A 25,455-nucleotide genomic window follows, 5' to 3' on the forward strand; every position below is an offset into this window, starting at 1 on the left:
GGCCAGTGCCTGCAGGCGCGGCCATTTTGCGCGACAATGACAGGCTCAGTCACAGCAAGCATCGGATTCGTATGACCACCACTTCCCTGGCCGACCGCGACGGCCTGCCGCCCGATGCGCGGCGCTGGGCCATGCTGTCGGTCGCCATCGGCGTGGGCATGGCCTCGCTCGACACGGCAATCGCCAACACCGCGCTGCCGGCCATTGCCGAACAATTGCATGCCACCCCGGCCGCCTCGGTCTGGATCATCAATGTCTACCAGCTGGCGATGGTCGCCACCCTGCTGCCGTTTGCCGCGCTCGGTGAAGTGATCGGCTACCGCAAGGTGGCCATCTTCGGCATGGCCCTGTTCACGCTGGCGTCGCTGGCCTGCGCGCTGGCCTGGTCGCTGCCGTCGCTGGTCGTCGCCCGGTTGTTCCAGGGCGTGGGCGGCGCGGCGCTGATGGGCGTCAACACCGCGCTGCTGCGGGCGATCTACCCGGCCAAGCTGGCCGGGCGCGGGTTCGGCTTCAATTCGCTGGTGGTGGCCACGTCGTTTGCCATCGGCCCCACTGCCGCGTCGCTGATCCTGGCGGTGGCGTCGTGGCCCTGGCTGTTCGCCATCAACGTGCCGCTGGGGCTCGTGGCGATTGTCATGGCGCGCCGGGCGCTGCCGGCCACCGCGCTGGCCGGCCACAAGATCGACGTGCTCACTGTCGTCTATAACATGTTCGCCTTTGGCCTCCTGATCCTGGCGTTTGGCGAGGGTGCGCACTTGCAGGACTGGCATACGCTGGCGCCGGAGATCGCGCTGACGGTGCTGTTTTTCGTGCTGCTGCTGCGGCGCCAGGCCGGCCATACGGCGCCGATGCTGCCGGTGGACCTGTTCCGCCGGCCGCTGTTCGCGCTGTCGTCGCTCACCGCCATGTGCACGTTTGCCGCGCAGGGGCTGGCGTTCGTGTCGCTGCCGTTCTTCTTCGAGCATACGCTGGGCCGCTCGCCGATCGAGACGGGATTCCTGATGACGCCGTGGGCGGTGCTGGTGGCGGTGATGGCGCCGATTGCCGGGCGCCTGAGCGACAAGTATTCGCCCGGCGTGTTGGGCGGCATCGGCCTGGCGCTGCTGTCTTCCGGCCTGGTGGCGATGCTGCTGCTGCCGCCGGCGCCCACCGCGTTCGACATCGGCTGGCGCATGGCGTGGTGCGGCATCGGCTTCGGTTTTTTCCAGGCGCCCAATCTGAAAGCCATCATGGGCAGCGCACCGAAGTCGCGCGCGGGCAGCGCCAGCGGCATTGTCGCCACCTCGCGCCTGACCGGCCAGGCCACCGGCGCGGCGCTGGTAGCGTATTGCTTCACCATCTCGGCCACCAACGGCACCCGCTACGCGCTGATGCTGGGCGCAGCATTTGCCGGCGTAGCCTGCGTGGCCAGCTTCGCGCGTCTGGCTTTTGCTGCTGTCGACGACTGAGAGCGCCTGAAGAACCTCCAAAGCTGCGTCGCTGCGCCTTGCTCTGAAGGCTATTCAGGCGCTCCCTAGCGCTGCTTCCAGGGCATCTATGAACACGCGGGTCTTGGCCGGCATCAGCCGCCGCCCCGGAAACACGGCCCAGGCGGTCACCTGCGGGAACGACCACTCGGGCAGCACCCGCACCAGTGCCCCCTTCTCCACGTACGGCCGTGCAATCGGCTCGGTGGAGGCGCCGATGCCGATACCGACGCTGGCCATGCGCACCACCAGCTCCGGCGAATTGGCCAGCACCCGCACCGGCAACTCGCGCTCCCAGCGCACTTTGCCGCGCACCAGCGTCCAGCGTACCAGGCCGTTCAAGCGTGGCGGCAAGCTCAATATGTCGTGGCGAAACAGGTCGTCGGGATGCTCGGGCAGGCCGCGCACGCTGGCATAGCCGGGCGCCGCGTACAGCGCCAGCGAACTGCCCAGGATGCGGCGCGCGGCCAGCGTGGCGTCATCCGGCAGGTCGCCCATGCGGATCGCCAGGTCGTAGTTCTCCGCCACCAGGTCCACCCGGCGCGGCGACAAGTCCAGCTCCAGCGAGATCGCCGGATATTTTTGCAGGAACGTCGCCAGCATGTCGCTCAGCGCCAGGTTGGCAAAATCGGCCGGCATCGATACCCGCAGCAAGCCGCTCGGCGCCCCCTGCCGATGCTGCGCCAGCGCGCCCGCCGCCTCGGTTTCGTCGGCCACGCGGCGCGCGTGCTCCAGCAGGCTCGAACCGAACTCGGTGAGCATCAGCTTGCGCGTGGTGCGCTGGAGCAGGCGCTCGCCCAGGTGCGCCTCCAATAAAGAAATGCGGCGCGAGACGGTGGACTTGGGCAGCTGCACGCGCTCGGCAGCCAGGCTGAAACTGCCGCATTCGACGATGCGGGCAAACAGCAGCAGGTCGGCGGGATCGATATCCATGGTGATTGTTCCACTGGTGGATGAATGTTATCCATTTTAAGGGATTCCGCATTGGTTTTGAAACGATTAAAGTAACTCCATCGCCGCACACAACGTGCACAACCAATACAGGAGCCCCACCATGAACATCTTGCAAATCAACTCCAGCGCCCGCAGCACCGGTTCCGAATCGACCCGCCTGGCCGACGCCATCGTCGCCAAGCTGCAGGCCGCCAATCCCGGCGCCACCGTGGCGCGCCGCGACCTGGCTGCCACGCCGCACCCGGTGCTGGACGAAGCCGCGCTGCAAGCGCTGTTCACCCCGGCCGACCAGCGCACCGCCGAACAGGCCGCCCGGGTGGCGCTTGACGACGCCCTGATCGCCCAGGTGCAGGCGGCCGACGCCATCGTGATCGGTTCGCCGATGTACAACTTCGGCATCACGGTGCAGCTGAAAGCCTGGTTCGACGCGATTGCCCGCGCCGGCGTGACGTTCAAATACGGCGCCACCGGTCCCATCGGCCTGGTCACCGGTAAAAAAGTGTATGTCGCGATCGCCCGTGGCGGTTTGCACCGCGATGGCCCGAGCGACACCCAGTTGCCGCACCTGAAAATGTTCCTGTCGTTCCTGGGCATGACCGATGTCCAGTTCGTGTACGCGGAAGGCCTGGGCATGGGTCCCGAAGCCGTAGCAAAAGCGCAGGCGCAGGCCGATGCCGACATCAACGCCGTGCTGGTGTAATCGACTTTGTCATCAATGTTAAAAGGAGCAGCGCCATGAACAACGTAGCAAGTGATACCGTCACCCGCGAACGCGGCGTGGAGCGCGTGCTGGCCGGCCAGTCCGTGATGGATGGGGCTGGCGTGAAGATCAACCGCGTGGTCACGCAGCCGCTGCAACGCCGGCTCGATCCGTTCCTGATGCTCGACAATTTCGCCAGCGGCGAAGCCAACGACTACATCGCCGGCTTCCCCAGCCATCCGCACCGGGGCTTCGAGACCGTGACCTATATGCTCGAGGGCCGCATGCGCCACAAGGACAGCGCCGGCAACGAGGGGCTGCTCACCAACGGCGGCGTGCAATGGATGACCGCCGGCCGTGGCGTGATCCACTCCGAGATGCCCGAGCAGCAGGAAGGCAGGATGGAAGGCTTTCAGTTGTGGCTCAATTTGCCGGCCAGGGACAAGCTGCGCGACCCGTGGTACCGCGACTTCAACGGCGACGAGCTGCCGCGCTTTGTCACCGCCGCCGGCGTCCATGTCAAGGTCATCGCCGGCAGCAGCCATGGCGTGGCGGGCGCGGTGCAGCGCGAGGTGACCGAGCCTGTTTATCTCGACGTGGAGATACCGGCCGGCGCATCGTTCAGCCAGGTGCTGCCCCCCGGGCATAATGCATTCGTGTTCGTCTATCGGGGCGCAGTGCGGTTGGGCGACAAGGACGTGGCAGCGGGCCGCCTGGCGATCCTGGCCAACACCGAAGGCGCGGACGGCATCAACGTCCATGCGCTGGAAGCGAGCCGTTTGATCCTGGTGGCAGGCAAACCGCTGAACGAGCCGATCGCCCAATACGGTCCGTTCGTGATGAACACCCAGGCCGAGGTGTTCCAGGCGGTGGAAGACTTCCGGGGCGGCAAACTGGGCGAAGAAGCGCACGCTTGATCAAGGTAGTGCACGGCGTGTGCGCACAGTTTGCCGGTTCTGAACAGTCTGGTGCGCTCCCGGGGCGCCGTGCATAATGCGGCAACAACCTCGGGAGCACCTCATGAAGAACTGGCTTTTCCTTGTCATCGCCATCGTTTCGGAAACCATCGCCACCTCGGCACTCAAGTCCAGCGCGGGTTTTACCAAGCTGCTGCCATCGCTGCTGGTGGTGGCCGGCTACGGCATCGCCTTCTATTTTTTGTCGCTCACCTTGCGCACCATCCCGATCGGCATCGCCTACGCGGTGTGGTCGGGCGTGGGCATCGTGCTGATCGCGCTGGTGGGCTGGCTGGTGTTCGGACAGAAGCTCGATACGCCCGCGCTGCTGGGGATGGGGCTGATCGTGGCCGGGGTGGTGGTGATGAACGTGTTTTCCAGGACCGCCCAGCATTGAAACGGGCTGTCTCGGGATAAAATACGCGGATGAATCCCTTAATCCTCAAATGGCTGCGCAAGCTGAGCTACATGCTCGGCTTTGAAACCGTATCGTCCTTCCCGCCCGGCCATCCGTATGAGCGCACGCGCTGGAACGGCGCCTACTTCGACATCGCGTCCTACGTCAAACCCGACGAGATCGAGCACCGGCTGTGCGAAGCGATCACCAACACGCCGCTGGTGTTCGGCCAGATCGACAATCCCACGCCGCGCATGCAGCGCGCGCTGCTGGCCGTGCTGGAAGAACGCATGCGCCACAACCGCGGCCGCGCCACCGAGCTGGCCGTGCAACTGGTACACGCCTACGACAGCGCCCACATCACCGAGGTGATCCCCGGCCTGCGCGCCCAGGTGGCCGGCACCCGCCACGACGACATCGGCGAACGGGCCCGCAGCGTGATGGCCTTTCTCGCCTCCACGCAGTCGCCGTTCGACGTCATCGACATGCCGGTCTAGGTTTTTAATTAAAGAATCTGGAAAAAGCCGGTAGGAAAACCCTCATTGCTGCGCGCCAGCTCGACGTGGATGCGGCGGCCGTCGTCAACCGGCAGCACTGCGGGCGCCAGTTGCTTGAGGTTGAACGACTCGAACTTCGACGCATCGGGCGCCGGCTGGGTCTTGTCCGGCGCCGGCGCCAGCCAGCTCAGCGTCGCCAGGCCGGCACTGACCATGGCCTCGCAACACGCAGCCGAGCCGTACACCCCGACCTGGTATACCGGCTCGCCCGGCCGTGCCGCCTTGAACGCCTGGTTGATACCCTCGAAATAGCGCGTGATCGGACCGGCGATATCGTCCGAGTTGGGATTGCAATCGACTTCGAAATAGATGGCCGAGCCCGACGGCTGGGTGATGCCCGACTGCGCCATCAGGTAGGCCGCCGCGCCATCGGCCATGCCCTGGGCCCGGCTGAAAGAATGCAGGTGGGCGCCGATGGTTTCCCACACCACGCCGATGTGGATGCCGGCATCGGTGAGCGCGCGCGCTTCGGCCATCGACAAATTCTTGCTCGCGCTATGGCTGTAGTAGCGAATGGCAAAATCGATCCCCTGTTGCTTGATTGATATCGCGTGCTGCGTCAGTTCGAAAGCGGCTTTCACGCCGGTGAGGACAACCATGGGTGCTCCAGTGGGAATGGTGGATGAAGGCGCCGGAACCGACCGCAGGCGTGGCATCGGACCAGGCAGTGTCGCAGGCTCGACCCGCTCGATGCGCACCCGGTAGCCGTGCACCGGCACGCGGATGCGCAGCGGATTGCCGCGTCCCTCGCCGACGTAGTACTGGGCGAGCTTGCTGCGCAGGCGCACCAGTTGCAGCCCGACCACGGGGTCGTCGGCGGGGTCGAAGTCAGCGGGCGAGCGGCCAAATACCTCGACCCCGATCGAGTAAGCGTTGTAGAGCTGCTCGTCGCGGTGACGCACCAGGTAGTCGAGCAACTGGCAGCTGACACCGGCGTGAGCGAAGGTACGGCTGACCGCGATCCGGTGCAGTTCGGCATGCACATCGTTGGCGTGCGGCGCGCTGGCGGCAAACGGCGCGCGGCGCGCCGATGTCACACTTAACGCAACAGTGGAAGAAGAATGTTTAATAGTTTCTCCAGCTTAATGTTATATTCTCAAAAATGATGCAGCGATGAAAGAACTTTACCCGGGCAGCATCAAAACCGCCTTCCGGTAACCTTCCCTGGCTTAAGTCTTTGATTAATTGGCGTTTTATTTCTTTCGTAGAAGGTTAGTTTGAACCATAAGAGCTTCCGTTTTGGACAATGGCGTGTCGATCCCGCCACCAATACGCTCAACTCGGGTGAACTCAGCCGGCAGATCGAGCCGCGCGCGATGGATGTTTTGTTACATTTGGCGCGGCATCCGCACACGGTAATCTCGGCCGAAACCCTGCTCGACGCCTGTTGGGGCGACTCCCCGGCCAGCGATAACGCGGTTCATAAAATCATCACCCAGCTGCGCCGGGCGCTCGACGATTCGGCCTCCGAGCCACGCTATATCGAAACCATCCGCAAGCGCGGCTACCGCCTGGTTGCCGAGCTCAGCTATGAAGACGACGTCAGCCAGGGCAGCTGGACCCATGCCTCGCCGTTCCGTGGCCTGGAAGCATTCGAGGAACAACACGCGGCGATTTTCTTTGGCCGCAAGCTCAGCGTCGACCGCCTGGTGCAGGTCGTGGTGGGCCAGGTGCAGGCCGCCTGCGCGATGGTGCTGGTGCTGGGACCGTCCGGCGCCGGCAAGACCTCGCTGATCCAGGCCGGCCTGATTCCCGCCCTGAAAGCGGGCGCGGCCCCGGCCGAGGCGGGCCTTGCCATCACCGATCACGTGCAGATCGACTGCGCCGACATGGGCCAGTCCGGCCTGCTGGAAACCCTGGCCAGCACCCTGCTCGACGCCGAAATCGATGGCCAGCTGCTGTTCCGGAACACCAGCGCCACCGCCCTCGCCCAATACATGGAGCAGGATTTGCCGGGCTTGATCGCCCATTTGCAGGCGCAATTGCCGGCGCTGCGGCTGGCCGTGTTCATCGACCGCTTCGAAGCCGTGTTCCGGTTGCCGCACATTACCGAAGCCGAGCGGGTCGTCTTCATCAATGTGCTCGACCAGCTGGCACGCTCCGGCTGCATGCTGCTGATCCTGGCCTGCCGCAACGATTTTTACCCGCACCTGACGGCCTACCCGGCGCTGATGAACATGAAGCTGCGCGGCGGCCATTTCGACCTGGCGCCGCCCGGCAGCGCCGACATTGCCCAGATCGTGCGCCACCCGGCGCAGGTGGCGCAGCTGCGCTACACGGTGGACGAGCACGGCGAGGCGCTGGACGACCTGCTGTGCCACGCCGCCAAGGCCGGCCCCGACACCCTGCCATTGCTGCAATACTGTCTACAGGAATTGTACCGCCAGCGCACCCCGGCGGGCGAATTGACGCATGCCGCGTTCCACCAGATGGGCGGCCTGGAAGGCGCCATCGGCGCCCGCGCCGAGCAGGTGATATCGAGCCTGGGCCCCGCCCAGATCGCGGCCCTCCCGCAGTTGCTGTCGCGGCTGGTGCTGGTGGCGGAAGACGAAGCCACGGTGACGGCGCGCCGCGTGCCCTGGTCCGATGTGTCGAACGGCGACGAAACCAGGCTGGTGCAAGGGTTGGTGGATGCCCATTTATTCGTGAGCGACCTGCACGGCGGCGCCCCCGCCTTCGGCATCGCCCACGAAGCACTGCTGCGGCGCTGGCCGCGCGTAGTGGCGTGGGTGGAAGAACACCGGCAGGCGCTGCAAACCCGCAGCCGCATCAGCGCCCAGGCGCGGCGCTGGCAGGACAGCGGCCGCAAGCGCGACATGCTGCTGCCGTCGGGCACGCAGGCGAACCAGGCGCGCGAGCTGGTCAAGACGGCGATGTTCAGCTTTACTGGCGAAGAGCGCAGCTTTATCGATTTGTCCCTCAACGGTGCGCGGCGGGCGGAGTGGCTGCGGATAGGCATCATGATGACGATCACCAGCCTGGCATTGCTGGCGGTGGTGCTGGGGTTGAAAGCGCGTACAGCGCAGGTTCAAGCCGAAGCCCATCGTGCCGAGGCCGAAGGCTTGACAACATTTATGCTGGGCGAATTTGTCGAGAAATTGCGTCCATTGGGGAAGCTGGACTTACTCGATACGATCAGCACCAGGGCGCTGTCGTTCCTGTCCGTATCCGATAGAACCAACACCAGTGATATCGATTTGACCCAACGCGCAAAGTCCCTGCAATTACTGGCAGAAGTACGCAATGCCCGGGGAGACTCCAGCGGCGCTGTCAACGCATTGTTAACCGGCAGCGAAATCCTCACGCGGGTACTGCAGAGCAGCCCAGCGGACAGAAGCGTTCTCAAGACTGCCGGTGAAAATGCATTCTGGCTCGGGCAGATCTATTTCGACCAGAGGGACTGGATCAAGGCCACGCACCATTTTGAGCAGTACCGACTGCTGGCTGACAGAATCGCTGCCCTCGCGCCTGACGAGATTGATAGCTGGGTCGAGCAATCTTACGCGCATAACAGTTTGGGAAGTGTCGCCCTCAGACAAAATAATCTTCCACTGGCAGTGAAAGAATTTTCTCGCTCGGTAGAGTTGAAATTGCAGGCCTATGCAAAAAAACCGGACGACAAACAACTGGCAGCAAGCCTTGCGGATAGCCTTTCCTGGCAAGCCAGTGCAAAAATCCAGTCGGGCCAGTTAGCCGAGGCAAATTCTCTGCAGGCGCGTCAGCTGGAATTATTAACCGTTCTGCGTGAAAAGTTCCCGGAAGATACCAAATGGGCAAAACAACTGGCGGATACCTTGGCCAGGAAGTCCGAGCTGAGGCAGGCCATGGGCGACATGAACGGGAGCCATGACAGCGCTGCTGCATCCCATGCTCTACACATAGACATGTCTGCACGGGATCCGAGCAACAGCGTTTGGAAACAGCTCATGCATATCCTGGAACTGCGCGTCATCACTACCGACCTGGCGCCAGTCTCACCCGCAATCACCAATGCTCGTTTGGATACGCTGCAAAAAAATCTGAACGATTTAATTGCCAAAGAGCCCAAAAAGCTGAACCTGAAGATAGCGCTGGCGCGCGCCCAACTTCGCGAAGCTGTTAATTTTTCTTTACTGGGTAATCTGCCTAAAGCCAGGAAAGCGCTTTTACAGGCAAATAATTCCTTGGCCGAACTCCATAAAAATTCGCCAACCGATAAATTTGTTACTTATGCCTGGATTGATGCTGTGTTGCTTGGCGCAGAAACGATAGAACCTGGGCGCAGCTATTTCTCTGAGTGCAATATCGCGCGCACCGTACTGGAACCTGAGGTCGCCCAAAGTCGCGACTTCAACGTATTAACCAGATGGGTAAAATTAAGCTACTGCCTGGGCAGGAACAGAGACGCCTTCGATGCCCAGGCAAAGCTCGCATCCATGGATTATAAAGATCCGTCTTACCTCAACTCTACCCTGCTACACCTACCCAAGAAAGTAAATCAATGACAAAGTCTATTTCCACCACTCCGTTCATTAATGTTCTGGTTCGCGTAAAAAAACATCAGGATGCCGACACGTATGACGTAACGTGCGAACCAAGCATTCCTAAGGTCGTACAAAAGGATACGGTAATTAATTTTCAGATTGTCGACACCTTCGGTCAAGACATTGTTTTCAGTGGTCTGACGGTAACGCCCAAGGAGTCCAATCAAATCAGTGCTCCGGCAATCTCGACAAGCGGCAAGTTACTGACGGTCAGCGATTCGTGCAGTCATAACTGCTGGCTCAATCTCAACCTGGAGTTCACCAACAAGACCGCAGGCCACCGTTTCATGCATGATCCGCAGGTGGAGAACGACTCCGAAGGTTGAGCCACGCTGTGTTTGCGGGAACTCACTGCGCTATTCGCCGAGAAGTGTGTGACAATGCGGTCGACACCCGCGAACGATAGCCGATACAAACATCAATCAATGAAAGATGACCCGGACCCTGCCAACGCGCTTCCAGATACCGCAGTGTCATGAATTTGGCGGCGAGCCCGGCCCGCGCCTGATGGTCACCGGCGCCATCCACGGCAACGAACGCTGCGGCACCGAGGCCATCACCCGCGTGATGGCTGAACTCGACAGCGGCACGCTGTCGCTGCGCAGCGGCTTGGTCACTTTTGTCCCGATCGCCAACCCGCTCGCGTATGCCAACAGCACGCGCAACGGCGACCGCAACCTGAATCGCCACCTGTTCCCCACCAGCACGCCGCAAGACTACGAAGACCACCTCGCCAACTGGCTGTGTCCGCTGCTGGCGCAGCATGACGTGCTGCTCGACCTGCATTCATTCAACGCGCCCGGTGAACCATTCGTGATGGTCGGCCCGCGCAACAACGACGGTCCGCGCGAACCTTTTCAGCATGCACAGCAGGAACGCGCACTGGCGCGCCGGCTTGGCGTGCACCGCTTTGTCGATGGCTGGCTGCGCACTTACGGCGACGGTGTATTACGCCGCGTGCCCGATCCGCAGCAACAGCAAACCGAACTGCGCTTCGGCGTGGGCACCACCGAGTACATGCGCAGCACCGGCGGCTATGCACTCACGCTCGAATGCGGCCAGCACGACGATCCGCAGGCGTCCGAAGTGGCCTATCGCGCCATCCGCAACACCCTGGCCTTCCTCGGCCTGATCGACGCGCCATCACCGCCCGCCATCGCGCCGGACCAGATGCAAGCGCTGAGCATGGTGGCGGTGATCGACAAGATCTGGGCCGACGACAACTTCACGCGGCCATGGTCCAGCTTCGATGCCGTTGCCAAAGGCGAGCAGATCGGCGTGCATGCCGATGGCACGCCAGTGCTGGCGCCGTTCGATGGCCGCATTTTGTTTCCCGACAGCGCAGCGGTGGCTGGCGGCGAATGGTATTACCTGGCGCGGGAAAATGGCGATTTCTGTTTGCCGTAAATCCGGCGATAATTGTCGCTTAATAATAAACCCGGAGCACCCATGAATTTACTGGCCCAGATCGTCACCGCCCTCGTCGCCCTGATCCACATTTACATCGTCTTGCTGGAAACAGTATTGTTCGATTCCCGTGGCCGCAAGGTGTTTGGCCTCAGCCGCGAGAAAGCCGAGATCGTGCGGCCCGCGATGTCCAACCAGGGCTGCTACAACGGCTTCCTGGTCGCGGCGCTGGTGGTCGGCTTTGCCCATCCGAATACCGTGGTGGGCTCGGCGTTCACCGTGTTCGGCCTGTGTTGCGTGGCGGTGGCCGGCGTGTGGGGCGGCCTGACCGTCAAGCGCAGCATCCTGCTGATCCAGACCTTGCCGGCGGTGGTGGCGCTGGCTTTGCATTTCGCGGCGTAAAGCATGATTCGCTGGTTGTACAATCTTCTCTACGGCACCACGCCAGCCCAGTTCCACAGCCCCTATTCCATCGATGAAGCTGCTGCCCTGCTGTCCAACAAGGTAAACCGGACGCCCGGTCACGGCGCGGTTGGCACGGTCACGGCGCAGCAGGTGGAACTCACGCGCGAACGAGTGTTCTCGCGCAATTCAGGTCGGGCAATTTTCACGGGCACATTTGAAACCGAGCACGGCCAGACCGTGCTCAAGGGCCAGTTTGGGATGACAGTCACGGCGACGCTCTCCATGTCATTCGTGATGGGGCTCATCCTCTTGTTTACCGTGGTTGCCACGATCAAGGTGGTCGAGCAGCCGGCCAACTATGCATTTCTGCTGGGCTGCATCGGATTATTCCTGGTCGCCACGCTGGTATGCCACTCCGCGAAACTGGATATCGAATTCGCTCATGCCTGGCTGGCCAAAATCATGGGCGCGGCGCTACACTCAGACTCGGCAACACCGTCGCCGGCGTCGCCGGCACCGATTCCACCGGCGGCTTGACGCCGGTGCCACGCAGCGCCAGCAGCCAGCCCACGCCGTCGAACCAGAACGGCGCACCGAGCGACGAGGCGAATGCCGTCGTGATCCATCCCAGCAGCGCAAACCCCAGCGCCAGCAGCCACGCGCCAGCGTCCTGCCCGGCCAGGTTCTCGAAGCGCGACGACGGCCAGCCGACCGGCAGGCCCGCCACCTTGTCGATTTCCTTTTGCGCGGCGACGGCCTGGCCCAGCGCCTGCGCCGGCGTGGCGTTCGCGTCGATCTTCACTCGGCCGGTGGCGATGGTCTCCGCGCTGGTCTTGGCCAGTTCGGCCGCCACGCTGTCGTCCTGCCACAGGCGCTGGCTCAGCACCAGCGCATCGATATTCATCGCGCCCGCATAAAACAGGCCGATACAGAACAGCACCAGCTGCGAGCGGCGCTTGTACCAGCCGGTGATGCGCTCCATTACCGTCTCGTACCAGATGCGCACGGCATTCTCGAGCGCGGCGGCATCGTCGGGCCCTTCTCCCATGATCGCCAGCAGGGTGCGCGCCAGGCCGTCGTTGCCGGTGCTGGCCAGCAGCAGTTGCGCCGTGTGGCCCTTGCCGTAGCGCGCGATCAGCGTGGCAACGAACGCGCGCGCAAAAATCGGCGCGGGAATGTAGGACGGCATGCGGCCGCGCTGCGCCATGCCGACGATTAGTGGATGGCGCATGACGTCGGCGGCCAGCGAAGCATCGCCAAGCCGGTCGAGACCGAAGCAGTTATCACGCCGCAGCAAACGCGCAAGCGAGGGACCGATGCCGCGCAGGCGCGGCTTCGCTGCCGACTCGTGCAACATCGTCAGCACGCCATCGAGCAGCACCTTGGCGCGGGTTTGAAACAGCGAGGCGATCGCTTCGCGCGTAGCGCTGCATAGCAAGCTCATCGCCAGGAACGTGAACGACAAGCCAATGGCAACGTCGAGATAATGGTTGGACATGACGCTCTCCCGAGCCGATTTCGATACCCGTACACTAATTGATTTCACAGGCTCAAGCACGTTTTTCTGCTTCCTTTCCCCCACAAAATCATATCGTCCCCGCGCGTGATCGTCGTCAAATTTGAGCCGAACGCGACTTCTATACTCGACTGACGACTTGGCCATTTCCGGCCCAACCGCAGCGAGGATCACATGTTTTTACGCGTCATTTTTATTGCGGCAACAGTGCTGTATGCGCTACGCGCCGCTGCTGCCGATGCCGAGCCGCCGCGCGCGGTGGGCGTGATCACGGTGCAGACCATGACCACCGCCGGCCACGATTTTTCCCAACACTTTCTGGCGGCCTGGCGCGACCAGGACGGCAGCGACCAGGTCACGCTGGCGATCCGCGAGCGGCCGTCGGCGCGCTTCGGCAGCGAAATGTGGATCGACTATGCGCAGCGCACCGTGCTGCAACTGCGCCTGCCGCCGGCCCGCGCAGCCTTGCCGGAACTTGCCGCCAACGCCGTGCAGCACGTGTGGGCCACCGTGCAGCGCACCGATGCCGAACGCAAGCTGTTCCACGACGCCGACCTGGCGCCCGATGAATTCTGACCTCACAACAAGGAGACCATGATGCGCACGCACTCCCTTCGCACTGGCATGCTGCTACTGCTTGCCGGCGCCATGCATTTCCACGCCAGCGCCACCGAATTGGTGTACCAGGCCGTGAACCCGTCGTTCGGCGGCTATCCCGCCAACGGCCAGCACCTGCTGGCCGTGGCCAGCGCCACCAACAAGCACGTGGACAAGGGCCTCGGCTACTCGTCGCTGCTGGACCAGTCGCCGCTGACGCAGTTCAACCAGACCCTCGAGCGCACCGTGCTCTCCCAGCTGGCGTCGGCCGCCACGTCCAAGCTGACCGGACCCGACGGCAAGCTGCTGCCCGGCACCTTCCAGACGTCCAACTTCACCATCACCGTGACCGACCTGGGCGGCGGCATGCTGCGCATTACCACCGTCGATAAAACCACCGGCGCGTCCACCTCGTTCGAGGTGTCGCAATGAAGCCGCGCGCAATCATGCTGGTCCTGGCCGTGGCGCTGGCCGGCACCGGCTGCGCCGTCTCGCACCCGCCGTCAACGCCGCGCGACGAGGCCGGGTCGGTGGCGCAACTGACCACGCTTACCGCCGCCAGCCGCGACCTGCTGCAGCTGCCGCCACCGAAGGGCAAGATCGCGGTAGCCGTGTATGGCATCCGCGACCAGACCGGCCAGTACAAGCCGTCGCCGGACAGCTCGTTTTCCACCGCCGTCACGCAGGGCGCCTCGTCGCTGCTGGTGAAAGCCCTCAAGGACTCGGGCTGGTTCGTGCCGGTGGAGCGCGAGAACCTGCAAAACCTGCTCACCGAACGCAAGATCGTGCGGGCGCTGGAAATGCCGCAACCGGCCGATACGCCGCCGGTGCACATGCCGCCGCTGCTGGCCGCGTCGGTGCTGGTCGAAGGCGGCATCGTCGCTTACGAGAGCAATGTGCGCACCGGCGGCGCGGGTGCGCGCTTTCTCGGCATCGGCATGTCGTCGCAGTACCGGGTGGACCAGGTCACGGTCAACCTGCGCACGGTCGATATCCGCGCCGGCCAGATCCTGCAAAGCATTTCCACGACCAAGACCATCTATTCGTACGAACTGCATCCGAGCATTTTTAAATTCGTCAGCGTGAAGGACCTGGTGGAAGTGGAAGCCGGCATGACGCGCAACGAACCGGCGCAGCTGTGCGTGAGCGAAGCGATTGCCGCCGCGCTGGGCCACCTGATCGTGCAGGGCGTGCGCGAGCAGCACTGGGCCCTGGCCGACCCGGCCCAGTGGTCGAACCCGGTGGTGCAGCGCTATGCCGGCGAATATCTGGCCGCGTATGCCCCGCCGGCAGCAACGCCCGCTGCGGCCGCAGCGCCGGCCACCGAACAACAGAGTTTTACCCGGTAGTACCAGCAGTACCAGTAGTACAAGTAGAACCAGTAGAACCAGTAGTACCCACTCAACCCAAGGAGATACTGTCATGAGAACCACCATTGTTTCCGGCGCCGTCGCCGCCGCCCTGAGCCTGATGTGCGCAATGCAACCGGCCTCCGCCCAGAGCAACCGCGCCACGCTGACCCAGAACGGGTCCAACAACCTGGCCAACATCGAGCAAATGGCCAGCGCGCAAAACGCCGTCGCCACCATCACGCAAACCGGCAACTACAATGTCGCCGGCACGCCCGGTGGCGCTGCGGGCATCATGCAAATGAACTCGCAAAACGTCACCGCCACCATCAACCAGAACGGCAACTACAACCAGGCTGGCGTGGTGCAGGACGACGTGGACAACAGTACCGCCGCGTTCGCGCAGATCGGCAACAACAACGAAGTGGCAGCGCGCCAGGAAGCGGCCAGCTATTCCAACATCTCGGCGCGCCAGGAAGGCAACTATAACTTCGCGGAGTTCGCACAGTCCGAAGTGGCGACCGGCACCGTGACCACCCGCCAGGTGGGCAACAACAACGAGCTGTCGGTGCGGCAGGAACGCGCCGGCAACACGTCGCCGGTGGTCGAGCAGCAAGGTACGGCCAACGTGGCCAATATCCAGCAGGTGCTCGACTACTATTCGAACCCGTCCATTTACCAGAATGGCATGCGCAACGAAGCCAACGTGGTGCAGAACAACGCCCGCGACACCCAGAACATGACGGTGCGGCAAACCGGCATGGACAACCGCGCCAATGTCAGCAACAGCGGCATGCGCAACGCGTCGATCGTCGAACAGACCGGCAACAACAACCTGGCGACCGTCAACAAGACCCAGAATTTCAACGAATCGGAGATCCGCCAACTCGGCAACCTGAACACCGCCACCATCACCCAAACCGGCACCGCGATGACGGCCGCACAACCGAACGTGGCCATGATCATGCAACTGGGTAACAACGGCAATGCCGCGCTCGCCCAAACCGGCAGCAACAACCGCGCGACCATCGTACAACGTTGATCGTCAGCGTCACCACAGGGAGTCCCCACCAGGGGCTCCCTGTCCGTGCGGCGCCACGCAGTACCCGATCAACATCGCATTCAAGGCAGCCGACAGGGAGCCATCATGAAACACCATTCCACCGCCAGCGGCACCGACAGCGTCCAGGGCACCATCGACCAGGCGGCGACCGTGCGCAGCAGCGCTTTCGGCAGCGGCTTGCGTATCACCCAGAAGGGCGCGCGCAACCTCGCCACCACCGAACAGCGCGGCAGGTTCCAGGACGCCACCATCACCGAGGACGGCGGCAACAACCGGGGCGCCGTCGTCCAGCACTAGTCCGCCCCACCACCGAAGGAGTGACCATGAAAACTACCCTCACTGCCCGCAACGCCGCGCTGCTGGCCACTGCGCTGACGTGTTCGTTGTGCGCCGCCCAGGACGGCAACAACGCCAGCGCCAGCCAGTCCGGCGCCGGCAACCGCGCTTACATCAGCCAAACCGACAACCTGGGCGGCATCTTCGCCATGGTGGTCCAGAATGGCAACAACAACCTGGTGGGCAACCCGGACAGCCAGAGCGGCGGCGTGCGGCAGTACGAAGCGTCGAACCTGCGCATGGAAATCCGCCAGACCGGCGACGGCAACCGCGCCACCGGCACCCAGCGCAGCGGCGAGCGCACCTGGTTCATCCTCGAGCAGGCGGGCGCCGCCAACATTACCGCGGTGCGCCAGGATGCGGCCTTCGAATCGGTGACGCGGGTGCGGCAAGCGGGCACCAACAACCGGGTCGATGGCGACGCCGCCAATACCCTGGCCAACGGCTTCACCGCGTCGCAGACCGGCGCCGACAACACCGTCAACATCTTCCAGCGCCGCAATGGCTTTTCCGACTCCAACATGGACCAGAACGGCACAGGCAATCAGATCGTGGGCGAGCAAACCTTTGCCGACTATACGCAGTACGACATGGCCCAGTACGGCGAACGCAACCAGATTACCGCCTTGAGCAGCGAATCCCTGTTCACCGATTACACCATCGCCCAGAACGGCACCGAGAACCGCGCCACCACGCGCACCTCGGCCGAGGCCAGCGGCGGCGACCTGCTCCAGACCGGCATAGGCAACATGGCAAGCACCGACCAGCAAGGACGCAGCAGCGAGTACAGCGTCACCCAGAGCGGCACGCTCAATACCGCGGCCCTGACCCAGACCGGTAATATGTCAGCGGAAACCAGCAACCTGGCCACCATCCGCCAGAACGGCCAGCGCCTGAACGCCAGCCTGGTTCAGACCGGTGGCGGCAACCAGGGCGTCATCGCCCAGCAATAAACTCCGTTTTTTCACTGGCGCCTGCATTTTTACGCGGGCGCCAGCACGTTTTCGATTTATATCGTAAGATCACGATATTGGCATCGGAAAAAGACGATATGCATGTCGTTCCACCCCGAAGTCATGCTTGAAGGAAATACGATGAATATCGACGCGATCCACAAAGCCCTGGCCAATCCCACGCGGCGCCAGATCCTGGCGTGGCTGAAGGACCCCGAGCAATTCTTTCCGACCCAGTCGCACCCGTTCAGCAATGGCGTGTGCGCGGGCCAGATCGACCAGCGCGTCGGGCTGTCGCAATCGACCGTGTCGGCCCACCTGGCAATTTTGCTCAAGGCGGGGCTGATCACGTCGCAGCGCGTCGGCCAGTGGAACTATTTTCAACGCGATGAAGCCACGATCCGGGCTTTCATCGACCAAATGACCCTATAAAGGAAACACATGCCTACCCTCTTCGACCCGATTACCATTGGCGACCTGACCCTGAAAAACCGCATCGTCATGGCCCCGCTCACCCGCGCCCGCGCCATCGGCGGCGCCCGCGTGCCGAACGCCCTCATGGCCAAGTACTACGAACAACGTTCCACCGCCGGCCTGATCCTCTCCGAAGCCACCTCGGTCACGCCGCAAGGTGTCGGCTATGCCGATACGCCGGGCCTGTGGTCCGACGAGCAAGTGGAAGGCTGGAAGCAGGTCACCGCTGCGGTGCACGCGGCCGGCGGCGTGATCTTCGCCCAGCTGTGGCACGTGGGCCGCATCTCGGACCCGAGCCTGTTGAACGGCGACGCCCCGGTGGCGCCGAGCGCCATCGCAGCCGAAGGCCACGTCAGCCTGCTGCGCCCGATGCGCCCTTACCCGGTGCCGCGCGCGCTCGATACGGAAGAGCTGGCCGGCGTGGTAGCCGCCTATAAACTGGGCGCGGAAAACGCCAAGAAGGCCGGCTTCGACGGCGTGGAAATCCACGGCGCCAACGGCTACCTGCTCGACCAGTTCCTGCAAGACAAAACCAACCAGCGCACCGACAACTACGGCGGCACCATTGAAAACCGCGCCCGCCTGATGCTGGAAGTGACCGACGCCTGCATCGCCGTGTGGGGCGCCAACCGCGTGGGCATGCACCTGGCGCCGCGCCGCGATGCGCACGACATGGGCGACTCCGATCCGGCCGCCACCTTCGGCTACGTCGCGCGCGAGCTGGCCAAGCGCAAGATCGCCTTTATCTGCGCCCGCGAAGCCGTGGGTGAAGACAGCCTCGGACCGTTGCTGAAAAAAGAATTCGGCGGCGTGTACATCGCCAACGAAAGCCTGGACAAGCAAGGCGCCCAGCAACTGCTCGATAACGGCACCGCCGACGCAGTAGCCTTCGGCAAGGATTTCATTTCGAATCCCGACCTGCCCCGCCGCCTGGAAACCGATGCGCCGCTGAACAAGTGGAATGCGGAGACGTTTTATGGCGCATCGGCTGAAGGTTACACCGACTACCCCGCCCTGGCCGCCTGAGAACGACTGAAAAACCTCCAGAGCGGCGTTGCTGCGCCTCGCTCTGAAGGTTATGCCAGGCGCTCTGTCACGCTGGCCCCGCCAGCCGCGCGGGGCGCTGTAACCGCTTAACGCGGCTGCGTGTAGCTGACCGGCACGAACTGGTAAGCCTTGCCGCTGGCACGGACATGGCCCAGTGCCGGGAACGACAAGTGCGCCGCGCCGACCAGGTAGCCGCCTTTGGCCGCTGCCGCGAACGCCGCGTTGCGCTCCTTGATCGCCACCGAGCTGTCGGTATCGAAGGCGATGCCGACATTCGGATCGTCAAACTGCACCGACTGCACATGCAGCAGGTCGCCCAGCAACACCAGCTTCTGTCCCTTGCTCTCCACCACGTAACTGATATGCCCCACCGTATGGCCGCCGTTGAACTGCGACCGGATGCCGGGCGCCAGTTCGCCATTGGCGGTAATCGGCTGGAACTTACCGGCTTTCACGTACGGCGTAAGCGACACCATCGGTCCTTCGAAATTGGCCTTCGCATCGGGCTTGGCCTGGTCCAGGTTGGCCTGGCTCAGGTAATAGTCGGCATCCTGCTTGCCAGCGCGGACAATGGCATTCGGGAACACGCGCTGGTCCTTGCTGGCCAGGCCACCGACGTGGTCGCTGTGCATGTGGGTGATGTAGATTTCATCGACCTGGTCCGGCGTATAGCCGGAAGCCTTGAGGCTGGCCGCCAGCTGGCCGGCGGTGGGGCCGAACAGGCCGGCGGCGCCGGTGTCGATCAATATCAATTTGCTGCCGGTGTTGATCAAAAAGGCGTTGACCGAGGTCTGCAGCGGTTCCTTGAGGAACGATTTGTCCAGCGCTGCGCGGGTTTTCGCTTCCGGCTGCTTGAGCAGCTTGCTTACCGGCAGGTCGAGCGTGCCATCGTTGAGCACCGTCACTTCGAAGTCGCCCAGCGTGGTGCGATAAAAACCGGGCGCCTGGAACTTGGCAAACGGCGCGGCGGCTTGCGCCGGCGCCATGGCGCCGGCCAAGACGGCGGCGGCAGTCGCCATGGCAACCCGGGAAGAACGAGCGATGTTGATCATGATTTCACCTGATTGTTGATATTTTGGAACCTGACAGCATACCGCATCGGCACACCAACACCTGCCTCGAAAGGATGAATAACTTGCCCCCCATCCGGCCCCAATATAGAATGCGCCGAGTTTTTTGACGAGGAAGATGTCGCCGTGTCAAGAGTATAAATAAACCAATACAGGATGCATGACATGAGCGAATTCGAACTACAGGTAGCGGCACTGCCACGGTGGCGCCAGCGCGCGGCGCTGCGGGTATTGAACTTTTTCGGCTGGAAGCTGCTGTTCCGCCCCCTGCCCGGCCCGCGTGGCATTTGCGTGATTTATCCGCACACGTCGAACTGGGATTTCCCGATCGGCTTGCTGGGCAAATGGGCGATGGACCAGCCATTCCGCTTCCTGGCCAAGGATTCGCTGTTCAAGTCACCGTTGGGGCCGTGGTTCCGCTGGCTGGGCGGCGAGCCGGTGCAGCGCGGTGCGCCGCAAGGCACCATCAAGGCCCAGGCCGAGCGCATGAACGCCGCCGATTTTTATTGGGTGGGTATCACGCCCGAAGGCACGCGCGCGTACCGCCCCAACTGGAAGAGCGGCTTTTACCACCTGGCGATGGAAGCGAAAGTGCCGCTGGTGCTGGTGTTCATGGACTATCCGAGCAAGACCCTGAGCCTGGTCGATCACATTTACCTTACCGGCGACCAGGAGGCCGACATGGCGGCGATCCGCGCGGTGCTTGAGGGTCACCAGGGCCTGCACCCGGAGAATGCGGCGCCGATTATCCTGGCGGAGCGGCGCGCGGAGCCGCGCGGCTAGCCTTTACAGCGCCGCAGCAAGCACCATGCCGGTCGCGGCAATCCCCGCACCGGAAAACTTGACCGCCAGCGCCGGTCCCACGCGGCCCAGCTGGCGGCCACCGTACACCAGCATCGCACTGGCGACGAGCAAACCCAGCGCGCTCGATACGGCCGGCAGTTCCAGGCCGTGCGCATTGCCGTGCAAGAACGCAAACGCGCCCACCATCGCCACACTTGCCGCCGCCGGCAAGCGCGCGGCAAAGGCGATCAGCGCACCGAGCGCCGCCACGGTCAGGGCGATGCCCAGCTCCAGTCCAGGGATTGCCATGCCCAGCGCGCCGGCCAGCATGCCCGCCATCACCATGCCGATGAACGTCGGCGGCAGCCACTGCGCGTTGGACTGGCGCGCGCTCCACACGCCCACCGCCAGCATCGCCAATAAATGATCGATGCCGGTGAACGGATGGGCGACGCCGCCGAGGAAGCCGTGCGCATGAAAGCCCGCCTGCGGGTGGGCGACGGCGGCGGTGCTGGCCAGCACCAGCGTCAGCGCTGGAACGAGGATTTTGACGGTGCGTTTCATTTGGTCTCCTGGGCAAAGTGCGGGGTCGAGCCGAGCAGGCCCTGTTCGCGGATAAAATCGATGACAGCGGTGACGCCGTCGCCGCTGCGCAGGTTGGTGAAGATGAACGGCCGGCTGCCGCGCTGCTGCCTGGCGTCGCGCGCCATCACGTCCAGGTCCGCGCCCACGTGCGGCGCCAGGTCGGTCTTGTTGATGATCAGCAGGTCGGAGCGGGTGATGCCGGGACCGCCCTTGCGTGGAATCTTTTCGCCACCTGCCACGTCGATCACATAGATCGTCAGGTCGGACAGCTCGGGGCTGAAGGTGGCGGCCAGGTTGTCGCCGCCCGACTCCACCAGGATCAGGTCGAGATTGGGGAAATCGGCCTGCATGCGGGCGATGGCTTCCAGGTTGATCGAGGCATCTTCGCGGATCGCCGTGTGCGGGCAGCCGCCCGTCTCCACGCCCATCAGGCGCTCGGCCGGCAGCGCGTCGGCGCGCAGCAGGATTTCCATGTCTTCCTTGGTGTAGATGTCATTGGTGATGACCGCCATGTCGTAGTGGTCGCGCATGCCCTTGCACAGCATTTCGCACAGGGCGGTCTTGCCGGAACCGACCGGGCCGCCGATGCCGACGCGCAAGGGATTGGAAGTCATTTGAGTCATATCGTTTATCTCGTTTTTGTAAAATTATGATCGGTAAAGCCGGCTGTACTGCACCTCGTGCTGCATCGACAGCAGCGACAAGCCAGGCGCCCAGTTGCACATGTCGTCGTCAGGGACGGTTTGCGCGTAACGGGCAGCGGCCTCGATATCGTCGCGCAGGGACAGCAGCATTCGCTGCCCCGCCACCTGCCCCAGCGGCACGGATTTCACGCACACCAGCACCTGGTTTTCGGCCCACGCGAACAGCATGGCCAGCAGCGCGGCGTCGTGCGGAATCTTCAGTGCCGCCACGGCGCAGGCAAACGCGGTGGGCAGCGCCACTTCGGGTTCGCGCTGCAAGTGGGCTTTGGCGTCGGCATCGAGGATATCGAGTTCGCCCAGCAGCTTGACCAGCGAGTAGCCCATCTGGATGGTCTCGGCGCGGAATTCCGCACTGTCGCGCGAGGCGATGAAGCGCTCGCTCCAGTCGTCCACGGCCTGCCAGTCGCGGTTGGTCCACGCCTGCATCAGGCGCCAGGCGACCGGCGCTTCCCATTGCGCCACGACTTCGTGCAGGTGGCGCAAAATCCAGGCGCGCGCCGTGGGCGCGTTGTGCACGGTGCCGTTTTCCAGCGCGGCCTCCAGGCCTTGCGAGTAACTGTAAGCGCCGATGGGCAACGCAGGGCTGGCGAATTGCAGCAGGTTGAGCAGTGCAGAGGCTTGCATTATTTAGCCACCGTCAGACCCGTTATCCTCGCGAACGCGGGGATCCATGCGGAGCCGGAATGCACGCCGATGCGGGATGATGGATTTGGTGCTTTCAATTGGAATCACCGGGCCGGTGTATCTTCTGCCGCACCGGGATCGGCGCCAGCGGATGGTTGTCGTGGTGATGGCCATGGCCGCCGCCATACGCGCCCGACTCCGGCTCGAACGCAGCCGATTCTTCCACCACCACCGCGCCCAGCCCCGCCAGCATTTCCTTCAATACCGCATCGGCGCGGATGCGCAGGAAGCCGTCGCCAACCTGCGCCTGGGTGTGGCGGTTACCGAGGTGGAAGGCGCAGCGCAGCAGCGTGTGGGCGTCGGCGCACGTCACCTTGTAGGTGGGCTCCGCCGCCGCCACCACGGCGATCACGCGCCGGTCTTCGCCGGTGAGCAGGTCGCCGTCGCGCAGCACGGTGCCGCGCGTGGTGAAGACTGCCACGTCTTCACCGTTGTCGAGGGTGGCGCGCAGGCGGCATTTTTCGCGCAGTTCGTAGGGCAGTACCAGCCGCGCGGCGATGGGGCCAGCTTCGGCCGCTGAAATCTTGGTGTGAAAGGTGAACATGTGGTTTGCTTAGAACAGGAAGTAACGCTGCGCCATCGGCAGCACGCTGGCCGCTTCGCACACCAGCAGCTCGCCATTGGCGCGCACTTCGTAGGTTTCGGGGTTGACGTCCATCCTGGGCGCCAGGTCGTTGTGGATCATGTCGGACTTGCGCAGCGCGCGCATGTTCTTCGCCACGATCAGCGTTTTATTGAGCTTGAGCCGCTCGCCAATGCCGTCGTCGTACGCCGACTGCGAGACAAACGTAAACGACTTTTTCAGGCCGCCGCCAAAGGCGCCGAACATCATCCGGTAGTGCACCGGCTGCGGCGTGGGGATCGACGCGTTCGGGTCGCCCATCGGCGCGGCCGCGATCATGCCGCCCTTGATGATGGTGGACGGCTTGACGCCGAAGAACGCCGGCTTCCACAGCACCAGGTCGGCGATCTTGCCCACTTCGACCGAGCCCACCGCATGCGCAATGCCGTGCGTGATGGCCGGGTTGATCGTGTACTTGGCGATGTAGCGCTTGACGCGGAAGTTGTCGTTGTTCGACGAATCCTGCGGCAGCGGACCGCGCTGCACCTTCATCTTGTGCGCGGTTTGCCAGGTGCGCAGCACCACTTCGCCCACGCGGCCCATGGCCTGCGAATCGGACGACATCATCGAGATGGCGCCGATGTCGTGCAGGATGTCTTCGGCGGCGATGGTTTCGCGGCGGATGCGCGATTCGGCAAACGCCACGTCTTCCACGATGGCGGGATCGAGGTGGTGGCACACCATCAGCATGTCCAGGTGTTCGTCGAGCGTGTTGACGGTAAACGGCCGGGTGGGATTGGTGGACGATGGCAGCACGTTCGATTCGCCCACGGCCGCGATGATGTCCGGTGCATGGCCGCCGCCCGCTCCTTCGGTGTGGAAGGTGTGGATGGTGCGGTCCTTGAACGCGGCGATGGTGTCGGCCAGGTAGCCGCCTTCGTTGAGGGTGTCGCTGTGGATGGCTACCTGCACATCCATGTCGTCGGCGACAGTGAGGCAGTTGTCGATGGCGGCCGGGGTGCTGCCCCAGTCCTCGTGCAGTTTCAGGCCGATGGCGCCGGCCCGCACCTGTTCTTCCAGCGGCGCGGGCAGGCTCACATTGCCCTTGCCGAGGAAGCCGAGGTTCATGGGAAAGGCATCGGCCGCCTGCAGCATCGAGTGCAAATGCCACGGGCCCGGGGTGCAGGTGGTGGCCGAGGTGCCGGCCGAGGGACCGGTGCCGCCGCCGATCATCGTGGTCACGCCGCTCGTCAAGGCTTCCTCGATCTGCTGCGGGCAGATGAAGTGGATGTGGGTGTCCACCCCGCCAGCGGTGACGATCTTGCCTTCGCCGGCGATGATCTCGGTGGCGGCGGCGATGATCATCGTGACGCCGGGCTGGATGTCCGGGTTGCCGGCCTTGCCGATGGCGGCGATCATGCCGTCGCGCAGGCCGATGTCGGCCTTGACGATGCCCCAGTGGTCGATGATGACGGCGTTGGTGATCACGGTATCCATCACCAGCGGGTCGGTGCGGCAGCGCTGCGACTGGCCCATGCCGTCGCGGATCACTTTGCCCCCGCCAAATTTCACTTCTTCGCCGTAGATGGCGTAATCATGTTCGATTTCGATAAACAGTTCGGTGTCGGCCAAACGGATGCGGTCACCAACGGTGGGACCGAACATCTCCGAATAAGCGCGGCGCGAGATTGTAGCCATGTCTGCCTTTAGCTGAGTTTTTATTCTTTGGGGGGATTCGGGTCCAGCTTGCCCATGACTTTGCCGCTGAAGCCATAGACTTCCATGTCGCCCGACAGCGTGACCAGTTCCACCGTGCGTTGCTGGCCCGGCTCGAACCGGACCGCAGTGCCGGCGGCGATGTTGAGGCGCTTGCCGTAAGCCTTCCAGCGCTCGAACTTGAGCTCCGTGTTCACTTCAAAAAAGTGGAAGTGCGAGCCGATCTGCACCGGGCGGTCGCCCTGGTTGGTCACCACCACCGTGGCGGTCTCGCGGCCTTCGTTGAGACCGATCTCGCCTTCCTTGAGTCGATATTCACCGGGAATCATTGCGATCTCCTCGTTCAGGGTATGGGATTGTGGACGGTGACAAGCTTGCTGCCGTCGGGGAAAGTGGCTTCGACCTGGATGTCCGGGATCATCTCGGGGATGCCATCCATGACATCCTTGCGCGACAGGATGGTCTGCCCCTCGGACATCAGCTGCGCCACGGTCTTGCCGTCGCGCGCGCCTTCCATGATGGCGCAAGTGATCAACGCCACCGCTTCCGGATAATTGAGCTTCAATCCGCGCGCCAGGCGGCGCTCGGCCACGATGCCGGCGGTGAAGATCAGCAGTTTGTCTTTTTCTCTGGGTGTCAGTTCCATGTGCT

Annotated in this window: 30 protein-coding genes; 19 read left to right on the top strand and 11 right to left on the bottom strand. The window is 63.4% G+C overall.

Annotation, left to right across the window (positions count from 1 at the left end; all coding sequences use genetic code 11):
• The first annotated feature begins 71 nt into the window (after positions 1-71).
• Entirely contained in the window at positions 72-1,448 is a 1,377-nt protein-coding gene (locus tag SR858_RS15260) for an MFS transporter (protein ID WP_019919863.1), read from the top strand.
• Between the two features lie 54 nt (positions 1,449-1,502).
• On the opposite strand, the gene SR858_RS15265 is transcribed toward SR858_RS15260, so the two are convergent.
• Entirely contained in the window at positions 1,503-2,399 is an 897-nt protein-coding gene (locus SR858_RS15265) for a LysR family transcriptional regulator (protein ID WP_019919864.1), read from the bottom strand.
• 121 nt (positions 2,400-2,520) lie between these two features.
• On the opposite strand from SR858_RS15265, the gene SR858_RS15270 reads away from it, so the two are divergent.
• The 4 genes from SR858_RS15270 to SR858_RS15285 all read left to right on the top strand — a co-directional run bounded on the left by SR858_RS15270 (position 2,521) and on the right by SR858_RS15285 (position 4,970).
• A complete protein-coding gene (locus SR858_RS15270; RefSeq protein WP_019919865.1) occupies positions 2,521-3,120 on the top strand; it encodes an FMN-dependent NADH-azoreductase in 600 nt (199 codons plus the stop codon).
• A gap of 35 nt (positions 3,121-3,155) precedes the next feature.
• On the top strand, positions 3,156-4,037 hold the full coding sequence (locus SR858_RS15275; RefSeq protein ID WP_019919866.1) for a pirin family protein: 882 nt from the start codon (positions 3,156-3,158) through the stop codon (positions 4,035-4,037).
• Between the two features lie 103 nt (positions 4,038-4,140).
• Entirely contained in the window at positions 4,141-4,473 is a 333-nt protein-coding gene (locus tag SR858_RS15280; RefSeq protein WP_019919867.1) for a DMT family transporter, read from the top strand.
• Between the two features lie 29 nt (positions 4,474-4,502).
• Positions 4,503-4,970 carry a hypothetical protein gene (locus tag SR858_RS15285; protein ID WP_019919868.1) on the top strand — a complete coding sequence of 156 codons (468 nt, stop codon included), beginning with the start codon at positions 4,503-4,505 and terminating at the stop codon, positions 4,968-4,970.
• A gap of 8 nt (positions 4,971-4,978) precedes the next feature.
• On the opposite strand, the gene SR858_RS15290 is transcribed toward SR858_RS15285, so the two are convergent.
• On the bottom strand, positions 4,979-6,067 hold the full coding sequence (locus tag SR858_RS15290) for a DUF1906 domain-containing protein (RefSeq protein WP_019919869.1): 1,089 nt from the start codon (positions 6,065-6,067) through the stop codon (positions 4,979-4,981).
• A 180-nt stretch (positions 6,068-6,247) separates the two neighbouring features.
• On the opposite strand from SR858_RS15290, the gene SR858_RS15295 reads away from it, so the two are divergent.
• The 5 genes from SR858_RS15295 to SR858_RS15315 all read left to right on the top strand — a co-directional run bounded on the left by SR858_RS15295 (position 6,248) and on the right by SR858_RS15315 (position 11,902).
• Positions 6,248-9,514 (top strand): nSTAND1 domain-containing NTPase, encoded by a 3,267-nt coding sequence (locus SR858_RS15295; protein WP_019919870.1) that lies wholly within the window; start codon positions 6,248-6,250, stop codon positions 9,512-9,514.
• Positions 9,511-9,879, top strand: a complete 369-nt coding sequence (locus SR858_RS15300) for a hypothetical protein (protein WP_019919871.1) — start codon at positions 9,511-9,513, stop codon at positions 9,877-9,879. The genes SR858_RS15295 and SR858_RS15300 overlap by 4 nt, the downstream gene beginning before the upstream one ends.
• Positions 9,880-9,985: 106 nt before the next feature.
• The gene (locus SR858_RS15305; protein ID WP_019919872.1) at positions 9,986-10,960 is read left to right on the top strand and encodes a succinylglutamate desuccinylase/aspartoacylase family protein; all 975 of its coding nucleotides are present in this window, start codon (positions 9,986-9,988) and stop codon (positions 10,958-10,960) included.
• Between the two features lie 42 nt (positions 10,961-11,002).
• Complete coding sequence (locus SR858_RS15310; protein ID WP_019919873.1) at positions 11,003-11,362, top strand: DUF1304 domain-containing protein; 360 nt, start codon at positions 11,003-11,005, stop codon at positions 11,360-11,362.
• Between the two features lie 3 nt (positions 11,363-11,365).
• Complete coding sequence (locus SR858_RS15315; protein ID WP_026636920.1) at positions 11,366-11,902, top strand: hypothetical protein; 537 nt, start codon at positions 11,366-11,368, stop codon at positions 11,900-11,902.
• Here SR858_RS15315 and SR858_RS15320 read toward each other — a convergent pair.
• A complete protein-coding gene (locus SR858_RS15320) occupies positions 11,826-12,863 on the bottom strand; it encodes a hypothetical protein (protein ID WP_019919874.1) in 1,038 nt (345 codons plus the stop codon). The two genes, SR858_RS15315 and SR858_RS15320, sit on opposite strands and share 77 nt — an antisense overlap.
• Positions 12,864-13,055: 192 nt before the next feature.
• Between SR858_RS15320 and SR858_RS15325 the strand changes: the two genes are divergently transcribed.
• The 8 genes from SR858_RS15325 (at position 13,056) to SR858_RS15360 (ending at position 18,679) form a co-directional block, all read left to right on the top strand.
• Positions 13,056-13,457, top strand: coding sequence for a CsgE family curli-type amyloid fiber assembly protein (locus tag SR858_RS15325; protein WP_019919875.1), 402 nt, complete (start codon positions 13,056-13,058; stop codon positions 13,455-13,457).
• Between the two features lie 18 nt (positions 13,458-13,475).
• Positions 13,476-13,910, top strand: coding sequence for a curli assembly protein CsgF (locus tag SR858_RS15330; RefSeq protein WP_322533655.1), 435 nt, complete (start codon positions 13,476-13,478; stop codon positions 13,908-13,910).
• On the top strand, positions 13,907-14,827 hold the full coding sequence (locus tag SR858_RS15335) for a CsgG/HfaB family protein (RefSeq protein ID WP_019919877.1): 921 nt from the start codon (positions 13,907-13,909) through the stop codon (positions 14,825-14,827). Before SR858_RS15330 ends, SR858_RS15335 begins: the two co-directional genes overlap by 4 nt.
• Positions 14,828-14,900: 73 nt before the next feature.
• Positions 14,901-15,869 (top strand): hypothetical protein, encoded by a 969-nt coding sequence (locus SR858_RS15340; RefSeq protein WP_026636921.1) that lies wholly within the window; start codon positions 14,901-14,903, stop codon positions 15,867-15,869.
• Between the two features lie 105 nt (positions 15,870-15,974).
• Entirely contained in the window at positions 15,975-16,187 is a 213-nt protein-coding gene (locus tag SR858_RS15345; RefSeq protein WP_019919878.1) for a hypothetical protein, read from the top strand.
• 26 nt (positions 16,188-16,213) lie between these two features.
• Entirely contained in the window at positions 16,214-17,179 is a 966-nt protein-coding gene (locus SR858_RS15350; RefSeq protein WP_026636922.1) for a hypothetical protein, read from the top strand.
• Between the two features lie 141 nt (positions 17,180-17,320).
• The gene (locus tag SR858_RS15355) at positions 17,321-17,611 is read left to right on the top strand and encodes an ArsR/SmtB family transcription factor (RefSeq protein WP_019919879.1); all 291 of its coding nucleotides are present in this window, start codon (positions 17,321-17,323) and stop codon (positions 17,609-17,611) included.
• Between the two features lie 9 nt (positions 17,612-17,620).
• The gene (locus SR858_RS15360) at positions 17,621-18,679 is read left to right on the top strand and encodes an alkene reductase (RefSeq protein WP_019919880.1); all 1,059 of its coding nucleotides are present in this window, start codon (positions 17,621-17,623) and stop codon (positions 18,677-18,679) included.
• Between the two features lie 107 nt (positions 18,680-18,786).
• Here SR858_RS15360 and SR858_RS15365 read toward each other — a convergent pair whose 3' ends face one another.
• Positions 18,787-19,752 carry an MBL fold metallo-hydrolase gene (locus SR858_RS15365; protein WP_322533656.1) on the bottom strand — a complete coding sequence of 322 codons (966 nt, stop codon included), beginning with the start codon at positions 19,750-19,752 and terminating at the stop codon, positions 18,787-18,789.
• Between the two features lie 183 nt (positions 19,753-19,935).
• Here SR858_RS15365 and SR858_RS15370 point away from each other — a divergent pair, with 183 nt between their 5' ends.
• Positions 19,936-20,553 carry a 1-acyl-sn-glycerol-3-phosphate acyltransferase gene (locus SR858_RS15370; protein WP_019919882.1) on the top strand — a complete coding sequence of 206 codons (618 nt, stop codon included), beginning with the start codon at positions 19,936-19,938 and terminating at the stop codon, positions 20,551-20,553.
• 3 nt (positions 20,554-20,556) lie between these two features.
• Here the strand turns inward: SR858_RS15370 and SR858_RS15375 are convergent, their stop codons facing one another.
• From SR858_RS15375 to SR858_RS15405, 7 genes are all read right to left on the bottom strand, one after another.
• The gene (locus SR858_RS15375) at positions 20,557-21,117 is read right to left on the bottom strand and encodes a HupE/UreJ family protein (RefSeq protein WP_019919883.1); all 561 of its coding nucleotides are present in this window, start codon (positions 21,115-21,117) and stop codon (positions 20,557-20,559) included.
• A complete protein-coding gene (gene ureG, locus SR858_RS15380) occupies positions 21,114-21,761 on the bottom strand; it encodes an urease accessory protein UreG (protein WP_026636923.1) in 648 nt (215 codons plus the stop codon). Before ureG ends, SR858_RS15375 begins: the two co-directional genes overlap by 4 nt.
• Positions 21,762-21,785: 24 nt before the next feature.
• On the bottom strand, positions 21,786-22,466 hold the full coding sequence (locus SR858_RS15385; RefSeq protein WP_019919885.1) for an urease accessory protein UreF: 681 nt from the start codon (positions 22,464-22,466) through the stop codon (positions 21,786-21,788).
• Between the two features lie 94 nt (positions 22,467-22,560).
• On the bottom strand, positions 22,561-23,070 hold the full coding sequence (ureE, locus tag SR858_RS15390) for an urease accessory protein UreE (RefSeq protein WP_019919886.1): 510 nt from the start codon (positions 23,068-23,070) through the stop codon (positions 22,561-22,563).
• Positions 23,071-23,079: 9 nt separating this feature from the next.
• Positions 23,080-24,786: an urease subunit alpha gene (gene ureC, locus SR858_RS15395; protein ID WP_026636924.1), complete on the bottom strand. Its 1,707-nt coding sequence runs from the start codon at positions 24,784-24,786 to the stop codon at positions 23,080-23,082.
• A 20-nt stretch (positions 24,787-24,806) separates the two neighbouring features.
• A complete protein-coding gene (locus tag SR858_RS15400) occupies positions 24,807-25,133 on the bottom strand; it encodes an urease subunit beta (protein WP_019919888.1) in 327 nt (108 codons plus the stop codon).
• A 14-nt stretch (positions 25,134-25,147) separates the two neighbouring features.
• Positions 25,148-25,450, bottom strand: a complete 303-nt coding sequence (locus SR858_RS15405; RefSeq protein ID WP_019919889.1) for an urease subunit gamma — start codon at positions 25,448-25,450, stop codon at positions 25,148-25,150.
• Positions 25,451-25,455: the final 5 nt, after the last annotated feature.

Source organism: Duganella zoogloeoides, assembly GCF_034479515.1.
Lineage (GTDB): Bacteria > Pseudomonadota > Gammaproteobacteria > Burkholderiales > Burkholderiaceae_D > Rugamonas > Rugamonas zoogloeoides.